This window comes from Syntrophus sp. (in: bacteria), from assembly GCF_040768185.1.
Taxonomy (GTDB): domain Bacteria; phylum Desulfobacterota; class Syntrophia; order Syntrophales; family Syntrophaceae; genus Syntrophus; species Syntrophus buswellii.
The window spans coordinates 62,851-78,436 of the sequence record NZ_JAXGNC010000006.1 but is presented as its reverse complement, the minus strand read 5'-3'; the positions used below and the strand labels follow the sequence as shown (position 1 = coordinate 78,436).

Below are 15,586 nucleotides of genomic sequence, written 5' to 3'. Positions count from 1 at the left end.
TAATCCTCGTCAATTAACCGGTATATTCCGGGATCGTTTCCTCGAAGAAAGAACGAGGAATGATTCCTCCGGCTATAAAGCCATATTTTTCCGAACCAAAACAGCCATTCCCCGCCCAGGGATGGCTGGATTCCATTTCTTATTGCTCAATTAAAAACTTGGGTGTCTTTGGAGACCCCTGGAAGGGCAGGAAAGCCCCAATAAGCAAAAGCAGGAGCTCAAGATACAGATGCTTGCAGACGCCAGCGCAAGACTGAACACTGAGATCAAGAAGAGGAAACAGGCTGAGCGAAGCCTGAGAGAACGGTTGCTTTTTGAAGAGCTGCTCTCTTCACTTTCAGCGCGATTCATTTATCCGCCCATCGAACGGGTCGATGAGGAAATCCATGAGGCCATGACGGAAGTTCTGGAATTCTTCAAGGTGGACCGTTTTGCCCTGCTTCAAACGCTTCCGGACAAGAAATCGTGGAGGATCACCCATTCGGTTGCCGTTGCGGGTGTGCCTTCCGTTCCTCTTGGTTCGGAACTCCCTATCGCAATCAATCCATGGGCTTATGAAAAGCTGGTTTTTAAGCGAGAAGTCCTTTCTTTTTCAAAGATAGAGGATTTGCCGGTTGAAGCCGAGATTGACAAAAAGACCTGGATGAGTTGGGGTATCCGATCCAATCTGAACATTCCCATTATGTTCGGTGAACCCATTAATCACATTCTCGCCATTAACTCGGTGAAGCGTGAGCGAATCTGGCCGGAGGAATTGGTCCCGCGGCTTAGGCTGCTGGGAGAAATATTCGTCAATGCCCTGGAACGGAATAAAGCCCAGAAAGCCCTGCAGGAAAGTGAAGAGCGTCTGAATCTTGCGACCTCGGCGGCGGAAGCAGGCCTCTGGATGCTGGACAAGGATACAGGTTCCGTATGGGCGACGCTCATTCTCAGAAATTTGTTCGGATTTACCCCTGACGAGGAGCTGAATTTAGCGCGATTCAGGCAGGCCCTTCATCCTGGCGACCGCGACAGGGTTCTTGAGCTGGTCCATCAAAGTATGGAAAAGCATAAATTCCTGCACGTCGAATATCGTGTCCAAAAACCCGATGGAAAGGTCCGCTGGATCGTGACACGCGGACGACCTTACGGCGGCACACAAGAACATCCCTTGCGTCTGATGGGCGTGTCCATGGACATCACCGAGAGAAAGCAGGCAGAGTTGCAGATGAAATGGTCAGAGGCTTTGCACGATACTTTGATCAACAGTACATCCGACATGATCTGGTCGGTCGATTCGGAGCGCTTTGGCCTTCTGACCTTCAATCGGGCGCTTTCTGAATATTTCCTCCATAAGCGCGGATTTCCCATTGAAATGGGCATGAGTCCTGAAGATCTCTTTCCAGCCGAGGAAGTTTTACAACAGAAATGGCATTCATTCTATTTGCGGGTGCTGGAGGAAGGATCTTTCACGATAGAATATCCGGTTTCCGCGGACGATCGGATTCTTCGATTGAATTTCAACATCCTCAGCAACGAGGGCAGAGTGTTTGGAATATCGGTGTTCGGTCAGGACATTACGGAACGGAAGTCAATGGAAAACAAACTCCGGGAGCAGCTGGCGGAGATTGAGAAGCTGAGGATTCGACTGGAGAAGGAGAACATCTATCTCCGAGAGGAGAGAATTACGGAACTGGGCTTCTGCAAGATGATCGGAAGCAGTTCCACCCTTCAGTATGTCCTCTTTCGGGCCAATCAGGTCGCCCCAACCGACGCCACCGTTCTGATCCTCGGTGAGACCGGCGTCGGCAAGGGCATGGTCGCCAATGCCATCCATGAAATGAGTGTCCGCAGGGATAAACCGATGGTTACGGTAAACTGTGCCGCCCTCCCGGCAAACCTCATCGAGAGCGAGCTCTTTGGACGGGAGAAGGGCGCCTTTACGGGCGCTCATGCCAGACAGATCGGCCGCTTCGAGGTGGCGGACGGTGGAACGATCTTCCTCGACGAAATCGGCGAGCTGCCTCTCGAACTCCAGGCAAAGCTCCTGAGGGTGCTGCAGGATGGGGAGTTCGAACGCCTTGGTTCACCAAGGACGGTCAAGGTGGATGTGAGGGTCATCGCCTCGACAAGCCGGGATCTGAAGCAAGAAATGCGAAACAGGCGGTTTCGCGAGGATCTCTATTATCGGCTGAACACCTTTCCCGTCACGCTTCCGCCCCTGAGGATGCGGATCGAGGATATTCCGGAGCTTGCCCGGTATTTTATCGACAAGTACTCCCGTAAACTGGGCAAACGATTTGATACGATTTCAAAGGGTGTCATTGACAGACTCTCAGAGTACTCCTGGCCCGGAAATGTGAGGGAGTTGGAGCATGTCATAGAAAGGGCCCTCATCACCAGCATGGAACCTGACTTTCAACTGACCGATCCGTTCGAGCCTGCCTCCGTGAAAAGGGAGGAAGAGGTGCTCAAAGAGTTTGACGCAATGGCCCGGGAGCATATTCAAAAAGTCTTAAAAGAAACGAGGTGGAAAATCGAAGGGAAGGGGGGAGCCGCTGCATTCCTTGGACTTCATCCAAGTACCCTTCGATTCCGGATCAAGAAGCTCGGCCTCAAGCGACCCTGATGATCGAATCCCCACAATAAAAGCCCTCAATATCCTGCAGATCCGCAAAATATTGAGGGAATGTCATCATCCATAGCAGCCAAAATTCCACGATAAACACAATATTATAACGTAATATCAGGTTGTTGTCCTCATATGACCAACCGGTCGTCTTCAGGAATGCTTTTTGGACTGAGTGAAACGTAGAAACCGAAAATCTAAAGACGACCATGCGGCCCGAACTCCTGAAATAACAAGTTTCTTAATGGGGTACAACACCGCCATCGAAATCGGCCATCGAACTATGATCCGTTCCAACCCGCGGTCCGATCATGCAATCGCAGGTCAAGGGGAAAAACATCTTCTGGAGAGATCAGGATGAGTACAGACAAAAAGGATGAGTCAAAAAACGGCAGAAAAAGTGAACCTGCCCGGGAAACGGAAGAATCCGGAAGTCTTGCCGATCTCCTGAGACAGTACGGCTGCGGCCCGATTCCGTTCACCAGTGAAGACGGGCTTTACGAACGACACCTCATTTTCGATAACGTGTCTTCTCTCAAATCCGCTGGTTCCCGCGAACGTATTGAGGCCGCTGCCCGGTCGGTGCGGGATGTCCTCTCCCAGCGTTGGGTGGAGACAGAAGCGACGTACGAGCGGAAAAATCCAAAAAGAGTCTATTATTTGTCCATGGAGTTCCTCATAGGCCGCTCCTGTCCAATAACCTAACCAATCTCTTACTGAATCCTATTGTGAAGCAACTCGTTGAAAAGAAGAAAATCGACCCCATCGAATTTCTCGAACGGGAGCCCGATGCCGGTCTCGGCAATGGGGGACTCGGGCGCCTGGCGGCTTGCTTTCTCGACTCTCTGGCCACGATGCAGCTCCCCGCCATGGGCTACGGTCTTCGTTATGAATACGGCATTTTCCGTCCAGTCCATCAAGGATGGCTGGCAGGAGGAACAACCAACTGGCTCCGGAGACCTGATCCCTGGGAGGTCGAACGGCTCTACGAGGCCGTGGAGGTGAAGCTCAACGCTTCCTTCGAGCTGTCCGGCGGAAGCCTGCGTGTGATCCCCGGCCAACCGTCCAGCCTGCTGGAAGGGTATCCCCTTTGACCACCGCCCCATCGTGGGATTCGGCGGCAAGACCATCAATACACTCCGTCTCTGGTCGACGGCTGTACCCAATTACTTCGATTTTGCGGAGTTCAGCGGCGGTGATTTCGTTGCGGCCCTTGCGGGCATTGGCAGGCCGATCCCCGGCTGGGGTGCTTTATCCCGATGACTCCACGAGCTTGGGACGGGGGCTGCGTTCATGCAGGAATACTTTCTCGTCGCCTGCTCACTGGCTGACCTCGTGGTGCTTCCGGCGCGGAAATGCCGATTGGAACCAACTCCCGCGAGGTGCCATTCAAATGAACGACACGCATCCTCGCTCGCCGTGCCCGAGCTGATGCGGATCCTCCTTGATGAAGAACAATTGGAATGGGAACAGGCCTGGGACCTTACCCAAAGGACGCTTGCCTACACCAACCACACCCTTCTGCCTGAAGCATTGGAAAAATGGCCGGTCGCCTGGTTCGATTTTGCGGCCCCGCCTTCTGGAGATCATCCTACGAGATCAACCGCCGGTTTCTTGATGAGGTTGAGCGCTTTCCCGGCGACGAGGAACGGATTGCCCAGGTGAGCACCTCGTCTCGTCAAAGAAGGGCGGGGCGGAAAAATCACATGGCCAACGCCGGCCATCGTCGGCTCCCACAGCACCAATGGGGTCGCCGCTATCCACTCGAAACCTGCTGCGCACAATCACGGTCAGGACCTGGCTGAGATATTTCCCGAACGCTTCAACAACAAGACCAATGGAGTCACGCCGCGACGCTGGCTGCACCTGGCGAACCCCGCCCTTTCCCGGATCATTACAGAGGCCATCGGCGATGGCTGGATCACCGACCTTGGTCAACTGAGGAAGCTTCAGCCCTTGGCTGAAAACCGGGGCTTTCAGGGAGGCTTTCCTGAGGGCCAAGGGCGAGGCCAAGTCGGCCTTTGCCGATTGGCTCAAGGCCACGACGGGCCAGACAGTGGACCCGGAGACCCTCTTTGATTGTCAGGTCAAGCGCATCCACGAGTACAAGCGGCAACTGCTCAATGTCCTGCGGATCATCGTGCTTTACCATCGCCTGCGGGATGACCCCGGCCTCGATCTTCTGCCCCGGACGTTCTTCTTCGCCGGCAAGGCGGCGCCGGCCTACCGCCTGGCCAAGCTGATCATCAAGTTGATAAACAATCTCGCCGGAACGATCGACGGGGATCCGGCCGTTGCGGGACGACTCAAGGTGGTGTTCCTGCCCGATTACTGCGTTTCTCTCGCAAGAGCGGTTGATTCCCGCCAGTGATGTTTCAAACCAGATATCGACGGCGGGTTATGAAGCCAGCGGGACGAGCAACATGAAATTTATGATGAACGGAGCCCTGACCCTGGGGACACGCGATGGTGCAACGATCGAAATGGCCGAGGAGGCAGGCGAGGAGAACTTCTTCTTCTTTGGTCTGACGGCGGATCATGTCGTCGGCAGCAGGGGCTGGTATGACCCCTGGTGGCACTATGAGAATGAGCCGGAAACCCGTGCAGCCCTGGACTTGATCGCTTCGGACGCCTTCAGCCGATATGAACCGGGGTCTTCAGGCCGATTGGCGAGGCACTCGCCGAAAAACGGGGATTTCTATCGGCACCTGGCCGACCTTGCCTCCTACCTCCCGAAGCAGACCGGCGGCTCTGTGAACTATACAGGAATCCACAGGGATGGGCGCGCATGGCCATCCTGAACATTGCCGGCTCCGGGAAGTTCTCAAGCGATCGGACGATTGCAGAATATGCGGCGGACATCTGGGGAGTAAAACCGTGCCCGGTGTCTATACCGAAAAAGTAATAAGAAAAAGCTGAAACGCCCTATCAGATATATTCAAGGGAAAGGAGAGACCAGATGAGCCGTACGAAGAAAGAACCGCCCCCCGGCTGCGGCAGGAGCTATCCCCTCGGCGCCACGGTCTTTCGGGACGGCGTGAACTTCAGCGTCTTTTCCAAAGGGAGTGAGGCGGTACAGTTGCTTCTCTTCGATTCTGTCGATGCCCCGAAACCATCCCGGGTTATCGAACTGGATCGACGGGCCAATCGCACCTACCACTACTGGCATGTCCTTGTGCCCGGGATCTCCGCGGGACAGCTTTATGCCTATCGAGTGACCGGTCCGTTCAACCCGGAGCGGGGGCTTCGCTTTGACCCGGATAAGGTACTGCTCGACCCTTACGGCAGGTGCATTGACCTTCCAGCCGGTTACAGCCGCACTGCCGCGTGCAAACCTGGGGACAATGCAGCAACGGCCATAAAAAGCGTCGTTGCAGACATCCGTTCCTATGACTGGGAGGGCGATGCCCCTTTGAGGACACCATTCGCCAAGACGATCATCTACGAGCTGCATGTCGGGGGATTTACAAAGCATCCCAGTTCAGGGATCGCTTCCGCCAGAAGCGGCACCTACGCGGGACTGGTAGAAAAAATTCCCTATCTGTGTGACCTCGGGGTCTCTGCCGTTGAACTGCTGCCCGTATTCGCCTTTGACGAGCAGGATGGTCCCCCTGGCTTGTGCAATTACTGGGGTTATTCTCCGATCTCCTTTTTCGCCCCTCATCCTGGTTACAGCTCGCGCCTGGATCCGTTGGGCGCACTGGACGAGTTCCGGGACATGGTAAAGGCCCTTCACCGCGCCGGGATCGAGGTCCTTCTGGATGTCGTCTACAATCATACCGCCGAGATTGGAGCCGACGGCCCGACCTTCTGTTTTCGAGGTCTGTCCAACGAAGAGTATTACATCCTTGAATCGGACAAATCCAGGTACAGCGATTATACCGGTTGCGGCAACACCATGAATACGAATGAGCCTATCTGCCGGCGATTGATTCTAGACAGTCTCCATTACTGGGTTCGCGAGATGCATATCGACGGTTTTCGCTTCGATCTGGCCTCCATCCTTTCCCGGGACAAAAGCGGCCATCCCATGCCTTCCCCGCCCATTCTCTGGGACATTGAATCCGATCCGATCCTGGCGAATGTCAAAATGATCGCCGAGGCCTGGGATGCGGCAGGCCTCTATCAGGTGGGCACCTTTATCGGCGACAGTTGGAAAGAGTGGAACGGACGGTTTCGCGACGATATTCGGGCCTTCCTGAAGGGCGATAATGGCAGGGTATGGGCTGTCGCACAACGGCTGCTCGGCAGTCCGGATATGTACGGCCACGAAGAACGGGAGCCGGAACAGAGCATTAATTTCGTCACCTGCCATGACGGCTTTACCCTGAATGATCTCGTTTCCTACAATACCAAGCATAATGAAGGAAACAACCAGCAAAACCGTGACGGATCGGAGGACAACCTCAGCTGGAACTGCGGAGTTGAAGGACCCACCGATGACCCGGAGATTGAGCGCCTGAGAAACCGCCAGGTGAAAAATTTTCTCACCCTTGCCCTCCTGTCGGTCGGTACGCCCATGCTGCTCATGGGCGACGAGATGCGGCGCAGTCAAAACGGAAACAACAATGCCTTCTGTCAGGACAACGAAATCAGTTGGATGAACTGGGAACTGGCCATCAAGCATGCAGATATCCATCGTTTTGCGAAAATGCTGATTAACGTGCGCAGGAATCGGGAATTTCCTACGGAACGGCTGAATATCACGCTGAACAAACTGCTTCACAACCAGCCTGTTTTCTGGCACGGGGTCGGGCTCAATGCGCCGGACTGGGGTTATGAGTCCCATGCCATCGCGGCAACGGTCACTGTTCCGGGAAACATTCTTTTGCTTTCCATCATGATCAATGCCTATTGGGAAACCCTTTCCTTCGAGATCCCATTCAGGGGAGATGCTTACGAGCCCTGGAGACGGTGCATCGATACCTATCTGGACGGTCCCGATGATATCCTCACCTGGCCGCAGGCCCTCCCTGTCGAAGGTCATACCTATGAAGTGCGGCCCAGGTCGATCGTGCTTCTGATAACCAGAGCCCTTAATCCTGAAACCACCATGACAACATAGAAAAGGAGGGAGTTTATGCCAGTAGCCAGCTATGAGATTTTTTGTGAAATGCTCGAAAGGGCCCGGAAGAATTCCTTCGCTTATCCCGCCATCAACGTGACCTCGCTGACCACGGCCAATGCGGTTCTGAAAGGCCTTGCCGAGTGCGGAAGTGACGGAATCATCCAGGTTTCCACGGGCGGAGCCGCCTTTGCCTCGGGTTCCGCTGTGAAGGACATGGCCCTCGGTGCCATCTCGATTGCCGAACATGTGCACCGAGTCGCGGATCGCTATCCCATTTATGTGGCCTTGAATACGGACCACTGCACGGCGGGCAATCTCGATAAATTCGTGATCCCCCTGGTAGAGGAGACCGAAAAAAGGCGTGCAGCGGGAAAACCCAATCTCTTCACCGCTCATATGTTCGATGGAAGCGCCCTTCCTCTGAAAGAAAATCTGGATATTGCGGTGAAACTCCTCGACCGTTTCCGGAAGAGTGACCTGGTTCTCGAAATCGAAGCGGGGGTCGTGGGCGGAGAGGAGGATGGAATCAAGGCCAGCGCCGATGCCAAGCTGTATACCACTCCGGAGGACACCCTCGAGGTCGCCCGCCGGTTGAATGCGATTACCGGTGCACGGTACCTGCTCGCGGCAACCTTCGGCAATGTTCACGGAGTCTATAAGCCGGGACATGTTCAATTGAAACCTTCCATTCTGAAGGATTGCCAGGACGCGGTTGTAAAGGCCTACGGCGAGGAGGCCCGTTTCTATCTGGTCTTCCACGGCGGCTCGGGATCGACGATCGAGGATATTCATGCCGCCCTCAATTACGGGGTCGTCAAGATGAACATCGATACGGACACGCAGTATGCCTATACGCGCGCCATCGCCGATCACCTGTTCCGGAATTACAGCGGCGCCCTGAAAGTGGACGGCGAGGTGGGCGATAAGAAAGTCTACGACCCGCGGGCCTACCTGGCCATGGCCGAAGACGCCATGGCGAAGCGGGTCAAGGAGGCGGTTACGCAACTTCGGAGTGTCGGTACGACGCTGATGAAAAAAGACCCTTCCCAGGGTTGAAAGTGACGACAGGAGGTCCGGATGGAGAATTATGAGCTCGATTTTTCGATAGAGCGGCTGGGAGAGTGCCGCATCCCTTCCCCGGTGCGGGGAATCCGATTTATGGACGATGATGGGCATGTCCTTTATTTTTCGCGTTTTGAAGAGATGAACCCATGGCTTGAAAAAGGAATCCGTCCGCCCGCGATGGAAACCGCCGGGCCAAGGGAAAAGATCTTTTTCGACCCGTCGCAAATTGCCTGCGGCATTGTGACCTGCGGCGGGGTATGTCCCGGTCTCAACGACGTGATCCGTTCGATTGTGCTGAGTCTTCATCATCATTACGGTGTGCGGAAAGTATACGGGTTCCGGTACGGGTACGAAGGCCTCGTGAGTCGGCATGGGCACGCGCCGCTCGAACTGACATCGGATTCGGTCGCCAGGATCCATGAAATCGGCGGAACGATCCTGGGTACGTCCCGGGGGCCGCAGGACGCCTCCGAGATGGTTTCCACCCTTGAGGACCTCAAAATCGGCATTCTCTTTACCGTCGGAGGAGACGGGACGCAGCGGGGGGCACAGAAGATCTCCGAAGAAGCGGCCCGGCGGGGTCTTCCGATCAGCGTCATCGGCATTCCAAAGACGATCGACAACGATATTTCCTATATCCAGACGACCTTCGGGTTCGAAACGGCGGTTGCCGAGGCGCGCCGGGCAACCTACGCCGCCACCACCGAAGCGGATGCGGCGCGGAACAGCATCGGCCTTGTAAAGCTCATGGGCCGCGATTCTGGGTTTATCGCCGCGTATTCAGTCCTTGTGAACAGTCACGTGAACTTCTGCCTTGTGCCGGAAGTGCCCTTTTCTCTCGAGGGTTTTTGCGAAGCCCTGAGACAGCGCCTGGAACGGAAGGGCCATGCCGTGATCGTTGTTGCCGAGGGGGCCGGTCAGGGCCTGATGGAGAAGACGGCGGAGCGGGACGCCTCGGGAAACGTCAAATACGGGGACATCGGCGTTTTTCTCCGGGATGCCATCAAGGACTATTTCAAGCAGGCCAACCTGGAGGTCAATCTCAAGTACATCGATCCCAGTTACATCATCCGGAGTATGCCGGCAAATCCCCGTGATGCGGCTTTCTGCCTTCTCCTCGGTCAGAGTGCCGTCCATGCCGGAATGAGCGGGCGGACCAACATGGTGGTGAGCTACTGGAACCAGCAGTTCACCCATGTGCCCATCAAACTGGCCGTGTCGCAGCGCAAGAAGATAGACACGCGGGGCATGCTTTGGAACAGTGTGATGGCCGTGACTCGACAGCCCGATATGATGTGAGGAAGGGAGAAGAAGACCCGCCGAGAGGGTGGAAGGGCCGTACGGCTTTGAACAGGAAAATCCTTACCGGAAAAGGAGAAAAAAGGTGAAAGACAAGAGGTTCATACAACAGGTCGTTTGGCTGCTTGTACTCCTGCTGACATGGCCGGTCAGCGGATGGGCTCAGGCATCCGGAGCTTCGCCGGGATACAAGCAGGGAGAGCTGGAGCAGATCCTGGCGCCCATTGCCCTCTATCCCGATTCGCTCCTCACTCAGATCCTCATGGGCTCTACATACCCCCTTGAAATAGTCGAGGCGGACCGGTTCGCAAAGGCAAATGCAACTCTGAAAGGCGACTCCCTGACCCGTGCCCTGGAACAGAAAAACTGGGACCCCAGTGTGAAGTCCCTGGTCAACTTTCCCCAGGTTCTGTCGATGATGAGTGAGAAGCTCGAGTGGACGCAGAAACTGGGCGACGCCTTCCTTTCCCAGCAGAGGGATGTGATGGCGACGATCCAGATACTTCGAGCGCAGGCACAGGCGTCGGGCAATCTCAAAACGACCGGTGAGCAGGTCGTCAAGACCCAGCAGGAAGTCATCATCATCGAGCCTGCCAGCCCGCAGGTCGTCTATGTGCCGGCTTATAACCCGACCGTCGTGTATGGAACCTGGGCGTACCCGTCCTACCCGCCATACCCCGTCTATCCCCCGGGATATGTTGCCACAACGGCCGCCTTTTCCTTCATGGCCGGCGCTGCCGTCGGCGCTGCCTGGGGTTATGCGTGGGGCCATTCAGACTGGCACGGGGGAAATGTGGACATCGACGTCAATCGGAATGCCAACATCAACCGCAACATTGATCGAAGCAAATATCAGAACCAGATGACGGGCGGCAAGGGGAGCCAGGGAAAATGGCAGCATAACCCGGCCCATCGCAAGGGGGTTTCTTATCGAGACCAGAACACGAGGCAGAAATACGGTCAATCAAGGCCGGGGGTCGACAGCAGGAAAGATTTCAGAGGGCGGACGCCCGATACAAGCGGCAGATCAGGTGCAGCCAGACAGGACCTCTCAGGCAAGGGCTCCGGTGGGCGGGGAGCCCAGCCAACGCAGCAGCCCAGGTCTTCGAACGCCTTTGAAGGGGTGAATCGGGGTGGAAGCGAGGCCAGAGCGGACAGTGCTCGTGGAAGCTCCAGTCGTCAGAGTATGTCCGCCTCTCGAAGCGGCGGTGGAGGGGGATTCTCCGGTGGGCGCAGCGGCGAGGGATTCTCCGGTGGGCGCAGCGGCGGGGGGTTCTCCGGTGGCCGCGGTGGCGGTCGTGGCGGTCGAAGGTAAGAAAAACCCACGATGAGAAGGAGGAAAAGAGTATGTTGAATACTTTCTCGAAAATAAGAAGTTCTTTCTGCCGGTATTTTGTTGTGGCGGTCCTCACGGTTCTGCTGGCGCTCTCTGCGGGTTTTTCATCTGCGGATGCAGCCGTTAAAGGGGGTCAGAAAAGGACCTATCCTTCGCCGGAGGCTGCAGTCAAGGCGCTGGTCGATGCCGTAAAATCTCAGGATAGAAAGCAAATGACCCTGGTTCTTGGTCCGGAGGCCCACGCGATCCTCTTGTCCGGGGATGAAATCGCGGACAGGGAGGCCCTCGAAAACTTTGCCCAAAGATATGAAGAGAAGAACAGGATCGAGAGGGAGGGGGAATTCAAAGCCGTTCTCCTGGTGGGCCAAAAGGATTGGCCTTTGCCGATCCCGATTGTGAAGAAGGGGCAGGGATGGCTGTTCGATACGAAAAAAGGAAAAGAGGAGGTCCTGAACCGGAGGATCGGCAGAAATGAACTGGCGGTCATCAAGGTCTGCGAAGCCTATGTCGATGCCCAGCAGGAATATGCAGATATGCAAAGTGAAGAAGGGGGACTGGCAAGGTATGCCCGGAAGTTCTGGAGCACCCCCGGGAAGAGGGACGGCCTGTACTGGGAAACAAAGGAAGGCGAAAAGCCGAGCCCCTTCGGTCCCTTTGCCGCGAAGGCAAAGACAGAGGGCTACGTGAAAAAGTCCTCTTCCGATCATCCCCAGCCCTACTACGGTTATTTCTACAGGATACTGCAGGGGCAGGGATCGTCTGCGAAGGGGGGGGCATTCGATTATGTGGTCAATGGAGACATGATCGGGGGATTTGCCCTGGTTGCCTATCCCGCGCGGTATGGAAATTCCGGGATCATGACCTTTATCGTGAACCAGGATGGGGTTGTGTATCAGAAGAACCTTGGGAAAGACACGGCGAAAAGAGCCCGCGCGATGAATCTTTTCAATCCGGATAAGACCTGGAAGAAGGTGGAGACGGACGGAGAGGGAAGCCCGGCAGGAACGGATTCCGGCTGTCCCGGTGAACAGGGGGGAAAAGAATGAACATGGCTTTCCCCAAGACGAAGATCGTCTGCACCATCGGGCCTGCATCTGAGGCGCCCGAAGTGATGAAAGAGATGATCCTGGCGGGAATGAACGTCGCCCGGCTCAACTTTTCCCATGGCGACTTCGAGGCGCACAAGAAGGTCATTGAGAATCTGCGGACCGTGTCGGCATCGCTGGGATGCAGGATCGCCATTCTGGCCGACCTCTCCGGCCCGAAGATGAGAATCGGAAAATTCGCGTCCGAGCCGGTCGATCTCAAGGCGGGCGATCCGTTCACGCTGACTGTCGACGACATTCCCGGCGACAAAAGCCGTGTGTCCGTCTCCTTTACCGGTCTGCCGAAGTCCGTGAAGGCAGGAGAGATGCTCTTTCTCAATGACGGATACATCCAGCTCAAAGTTGTCGAATCAAGGGGGAACGATGTCGTCTGCACGGTCATGGTGGGAGGGGAACTCCGCTCCCGCAAGGGGCTCAACCTGCCGGGCATCAATCTCGGCATCAGCGCGTTCACCGAAAACGATTCCCGGTGTCTGCGCTTTGCCCTCGAAAATGGCGTGGATGCCGTAAGCCAGTCCTTCGTCGAAGGGCCGGCAGATGTCGAAGCCGTGCGCCAGGCGGCTGCAGATTTGGGATATGCCCCTTTCATCATCGCAAAGATCGAACGGTCCGGGGCGCTCGACCGCATCGAAGAGATCATCGCCGCGTCTGATGGCATCATGATCGCCCGCGGCGACCTGGGGGTTGAAGTCCCGATCGAGCAGATCGCCATCATCCAGAAGCGAATCACGCGTCTTGCGAACATGCGCGCGAAACCCGTGATCACAGCGACACAGATGCTCGAATCGATGACGGACTACCGTCGCCCTACACGGGCGGAGGCAACGGACGTGGCAAACGCAATCCTCGACGGCACGGACTGTGTCATGCTCTCCGGAGAATCCGCCATGGGCAAATATCCTGTGGAAGCCGTCGAGATGCTGGCAAAAATAGCCCTTTCGGCGGAAGCGCAGCGCCCGATGACCGCGGTCAAAGAGCTGTTCAAAGGCATAGACTTGCGGGAGAGGATTCGCCCGGAGCATCTTATCGCCATCGGCGTGGAAGCATGCTTCGAATATGTGACGCCGGCGGCCGTCTTTGTCCCGACGAGAAGCGGCGCGACGGCGCGAAGCATCGCCAGATTCCGCCTTCCCGTCTGGACAGTGGCCGTAAGCTCCGAGGCGTCAACCTGTCAGCAGCTCCTGTTCTCTTCGGGCATCTATCCCGTGTGCGAGGCTCCTCTACCGGAAAACTGGTACGCTTATGTTCGAAGACAGACATCCTCACTCGGCCTCAAGGGGAACATCGCCATTCTGACCCAGGGTCCATCCCGGGAGAATGCCGAAGCGAACCACAGCCTGGAAATTCTTGACCTGACCCTTTGAAAGCCGAAGGAAAAGGGCCTTTCAAAGATTAACGCTTCGTCAGTAAGGGGAGGACCTTCCCATGGGTGGATCCCTCTCTTGAAAAAAAACGGGTGGCCGCAGGACCATCAAGACCCAAGGAGGCACACCGTATGATGAACTCATCGCCACGGCTCTTCTCCAACAAGCTGTCCCCCATGCAATTCAGGCGCTAGTCGAAACCTCAATAAGAGGCCTCAATATATTACAGATCCGCAAAATGTTGAGGGAATTTTTCTGCCACAAGAGAGAAACGCTTTTTTACCGTTAAATAAGTTGTTATTTATCAAATACTTACAATTGTTCGACCCTGCTCGATTTCAGGTACGTATTTTGGACTTTATTCCACAGGCGGGCTGAAAAATTTTAGACCCCTGAGGAAATTGGAACATCGGAACAGAGGTCATATTTGAACACGATAATAAAGGCTATGTCCAGAAGATGAGGAGGAGACCGGGCATGCAGAACTTCATGTTACATCGTTATCCCGAAAGCCGTCGTTGGAAAATTTTCCAGAGCATCCTTTCCATTGCGGGCATCACCCTGCTGATGGTCCTTGCGGCGGGATGCTCGAAAGGGCCGAAGGAGGCGCCGAAGCCGCCTGTCGTTGAAGTGATGACGGTGATTCAGAAGGATGTTCCTGTCTACAAGGAGTGGATCGGGACCCTCGACGGGATGGTCAATGCCACGATCCGGGCTCAGGTCCAGGGGTATCTCATCAAGCAGAATTACCGCGATGGCGAACTCGTGAAGAAAGGCCAGATCCTCTTCGAAATTGACCCACGCACCTTCCAGGCATCACTGGATCAGGCAAGAGGGCAACTGGAAGCCCAGCAGGCGCGCTGGAATACAGCCAAGGCGAATCTGGCACGGATCAAACCCCTTGCCGAGGTCAATGCCGTCAGCAAGAAGGATCTCGATGACGCCGTCGGGGCGGAACAGGCAGCCCGCGCGGCGGTTTTCGCCGCCCAGGCCAGTTTCGACAAGGCCAAATTTGATCTGGGCTTCACAAAAATCACTTCCCCTGTAGACGGCATCTCCGGCCTTGCCAAGGCCCAGATAGGAAATCTCGTGGGTCCGGGAGCTGTGGAGGAACTGACCACGGTCTCAACGGTCAACCCGATCAAGGTCTACTTCCAGATAAGCGAACAGGAGTATCTCCAGACGGCAAAATATTCGGTCACGGTGAGAGAGAAAAAAGTAGGGGAACTGATCCTTGCGGATGGCAGCGTCTATCCGGAAAAGGGATATTTCGCCTTTGCCGATCGGCAGGTGGATATCCGGACGGGGACCATAAAAGTCGCTACGGTATTTCCCAATCCGGGCAATTTCCTGCGGCCCGGGCAGTATGGGAGGGTCCGGGTTGCCGCGTCTGTCCGCAAGGATGCCTTGCTTGTACCTCAGCGGTCCGTATCAGAAGTCCAGGGGAAATACATGGTGGCCGTGATCGGGGCGGACAACAAGGCGGACATCCGGCCGGTGAAAGTCGCCGAGCGTGTTGACAATCTGTGGGTCATTCTGGAGGGCCTCAGGCCCGGAGAGAGCGTCGTCGTCGAGGGGATACAGAAGGTCCGTCCCGGAATGCCGGTTACGCCGAAGACCTTTGTGGAAACACCAGTGAAGACCGAAGCCAAGCCGGGACCATCCCTGGAAGCGAAATCACAGGAAAATGCCCTGACCTCCTCAAAACCCGTCGAGCCTGCGAAGACTGAAAAGAGGTGA

Annotated in this window: 13 protein-coding genes and 1 pseudogene; all 14 read left to right on the top strand. The window is 55.7% G+C overall.

Translation table 11 applies throughout. The features are described from left to right. The first annotated feature begins 229 nt into the window (after nt 1-229). Nucleotides 230-2,608 carry a sigma 54-interacting transcriptional regulator gene (locus AB3175_RS07815; protein WP_367360384.1) on the top strand — a complete coding sequence of 793 codons (2,379 nt, stop codon included), beginning with the start codon at nt 230-232 and terminating at the stop codon, nt 2,606-2,608. Nucleotides 2,609-2,965: 357 nt separating this feature from the next. Next, on the top strand, nt 2,966-3,313 hold the full coding sequence (locus tag AB3175_RS07810) for a hypothetical protein (protein ID WP_367360383.1): 348 nt from the start codon (nt 2,966-2,968) through the stop codon (nt 3,311-3,313). A gap of 23 nt (nt 3,314-3,336) precedes the next feature. Continuing rightward, complete coding sequence (locus tag AB3175_RS07805; protein ID WP_367360382.1) at nt 3,337-3,702, top strand: glycogen/starch/alpha-glucan phosphorylase; 366 nt, start codon at nt 3,337-3,339, stop codon at nt 3,700-3,702. 199 nt (nt 3,703-3,901) lie between these two features. Next, a pseudogene (locus AB3175_RS07800) lies at nt 3,902-4,687 on the top strand (glycogen/starch/alpha-glucan phosphorylase). After that, nucleotides 4,569-4,979 (top strand): glycogen/starch/alpha-glucan phosphorylase, encoded by a 411-nt coding sequence (locus tag AB3175_RS07795; RefSeq protein ID WP_367360466.1) that lies wholly within the window; start codon nt 4,569-4,571, stop codon nt 4,977-4,979. Before AB3175_RS07800 ends, AB3175_RS07795 begins: the two are co-directional and overlap by 119 nt. Then, on the top strand, nt 4,903-5,409 hold the full coding sequence (locus AB3175_RS07790; protein WP_367360381.1) for a glycogen/starch/alpha-glucan phosphorylase: 507 nt from the start codon (nt 4,903-4,905) through the stop codon (nt 5,407-5,409). Before AB3175_RS07795 ends, AB3175_RS07790 begins: the two co-directional genes overlap by 77 nt. Then, a complete protein-coding gene (locus AB3175_RS07785; protein ID WP_367360380.1) occupies nt 5,397-5,513 on the top strand; it encodes a glycogen/starch/alpha-glucan phosphorylase in 117 nt (38 codons plus the stop codon). The genes AB3175_RS07790 and AB3175_RS07785 overlap by 13 nt, the downstream gene beginning before the upstream one ends. 54 nt (nt 5,514-5,567) lie before the next feature. Further along, entirely contained in the window at nt 5,568-7,673 is a 2,106-nt protein-coding gene (gene glgX / locus AB3175_RS07780; RefSeq protein ID WP_367360379.1) for a glycogen debranching protein GlgX, read from the top strand. A gap of 15 nt (nt 7,674-7,688) precedes the next feature. After that, on the top strand, nt 7,689-8,732 hold the full coding sequence (fbaA, locus tag AB3175_RS07775) for a class II fructose-bisphosphate aldolase (RefSeq protein ID WP_367360378.1): 1,044 nt from the start codon (nt 7,689-7,691) through the stop codon (nt 8,730-8,732). Between the two features lie 21 nt (nt 8,733-8,753). After that, nucleotides 8,754-10,040, top strand: coding sequence for an ATP-dependent 6-phosphofructokinase (locus AB3175_RS07770; protein WP_367360377.1), 1,287 nt, complete (start codon nt 8,754-8,756; stop codon nt 10,038-10,040). A gap of 85 nt (nt 10,041-10,125) precedes the next feature. Next, entirely contained in the window at nt 10,126-11,355 is a 1,230-nt protein-coding gene (locus AB3175_RS07765) for a DUF3300 domain-containing protein (protein ID WP_367360376.1), read from the top strand. Nucleotides 11,356-11,387: 32 nt separating this feature from the next. Beyond that, complete coding sequence (locus AB3175_RS07760) at nt 11,388-12,422, top strand: DUF2950 domain-containing protein (RefSeq protein WP_367360375.1); 1,035 nt, start codon at nt 11,388-11,390, stop codon at nt 12,420-12,422. Next, a complete protein-coding gene (gene pyk, locus AB3175_RS07755) occupies nt 12,419-13,846 on the top strand; it encodes a pyruvate kinase (protein WP_367360374.1) in 1,428 nt (475 codons plus the stop codon). Before AB3175_RS07760 ends, pyk begins: the two co-directional genes overlap by 4 nt. A gap of 477 nt (nt 13,847-14,323) precedes the next feature. Beyond that, the gene (locus AB3175_RS07750) at nt 14,324-15,586 is read left to right on the top strand and encodes an efflux RND transporter periplasmic adaptor subunit (protein ID WP_367360373.1); all 1,263 of its coding nucleotides are present in this window, start codon (nt 14,324-14,326) and stop codon (nt 15,584-15,586) included.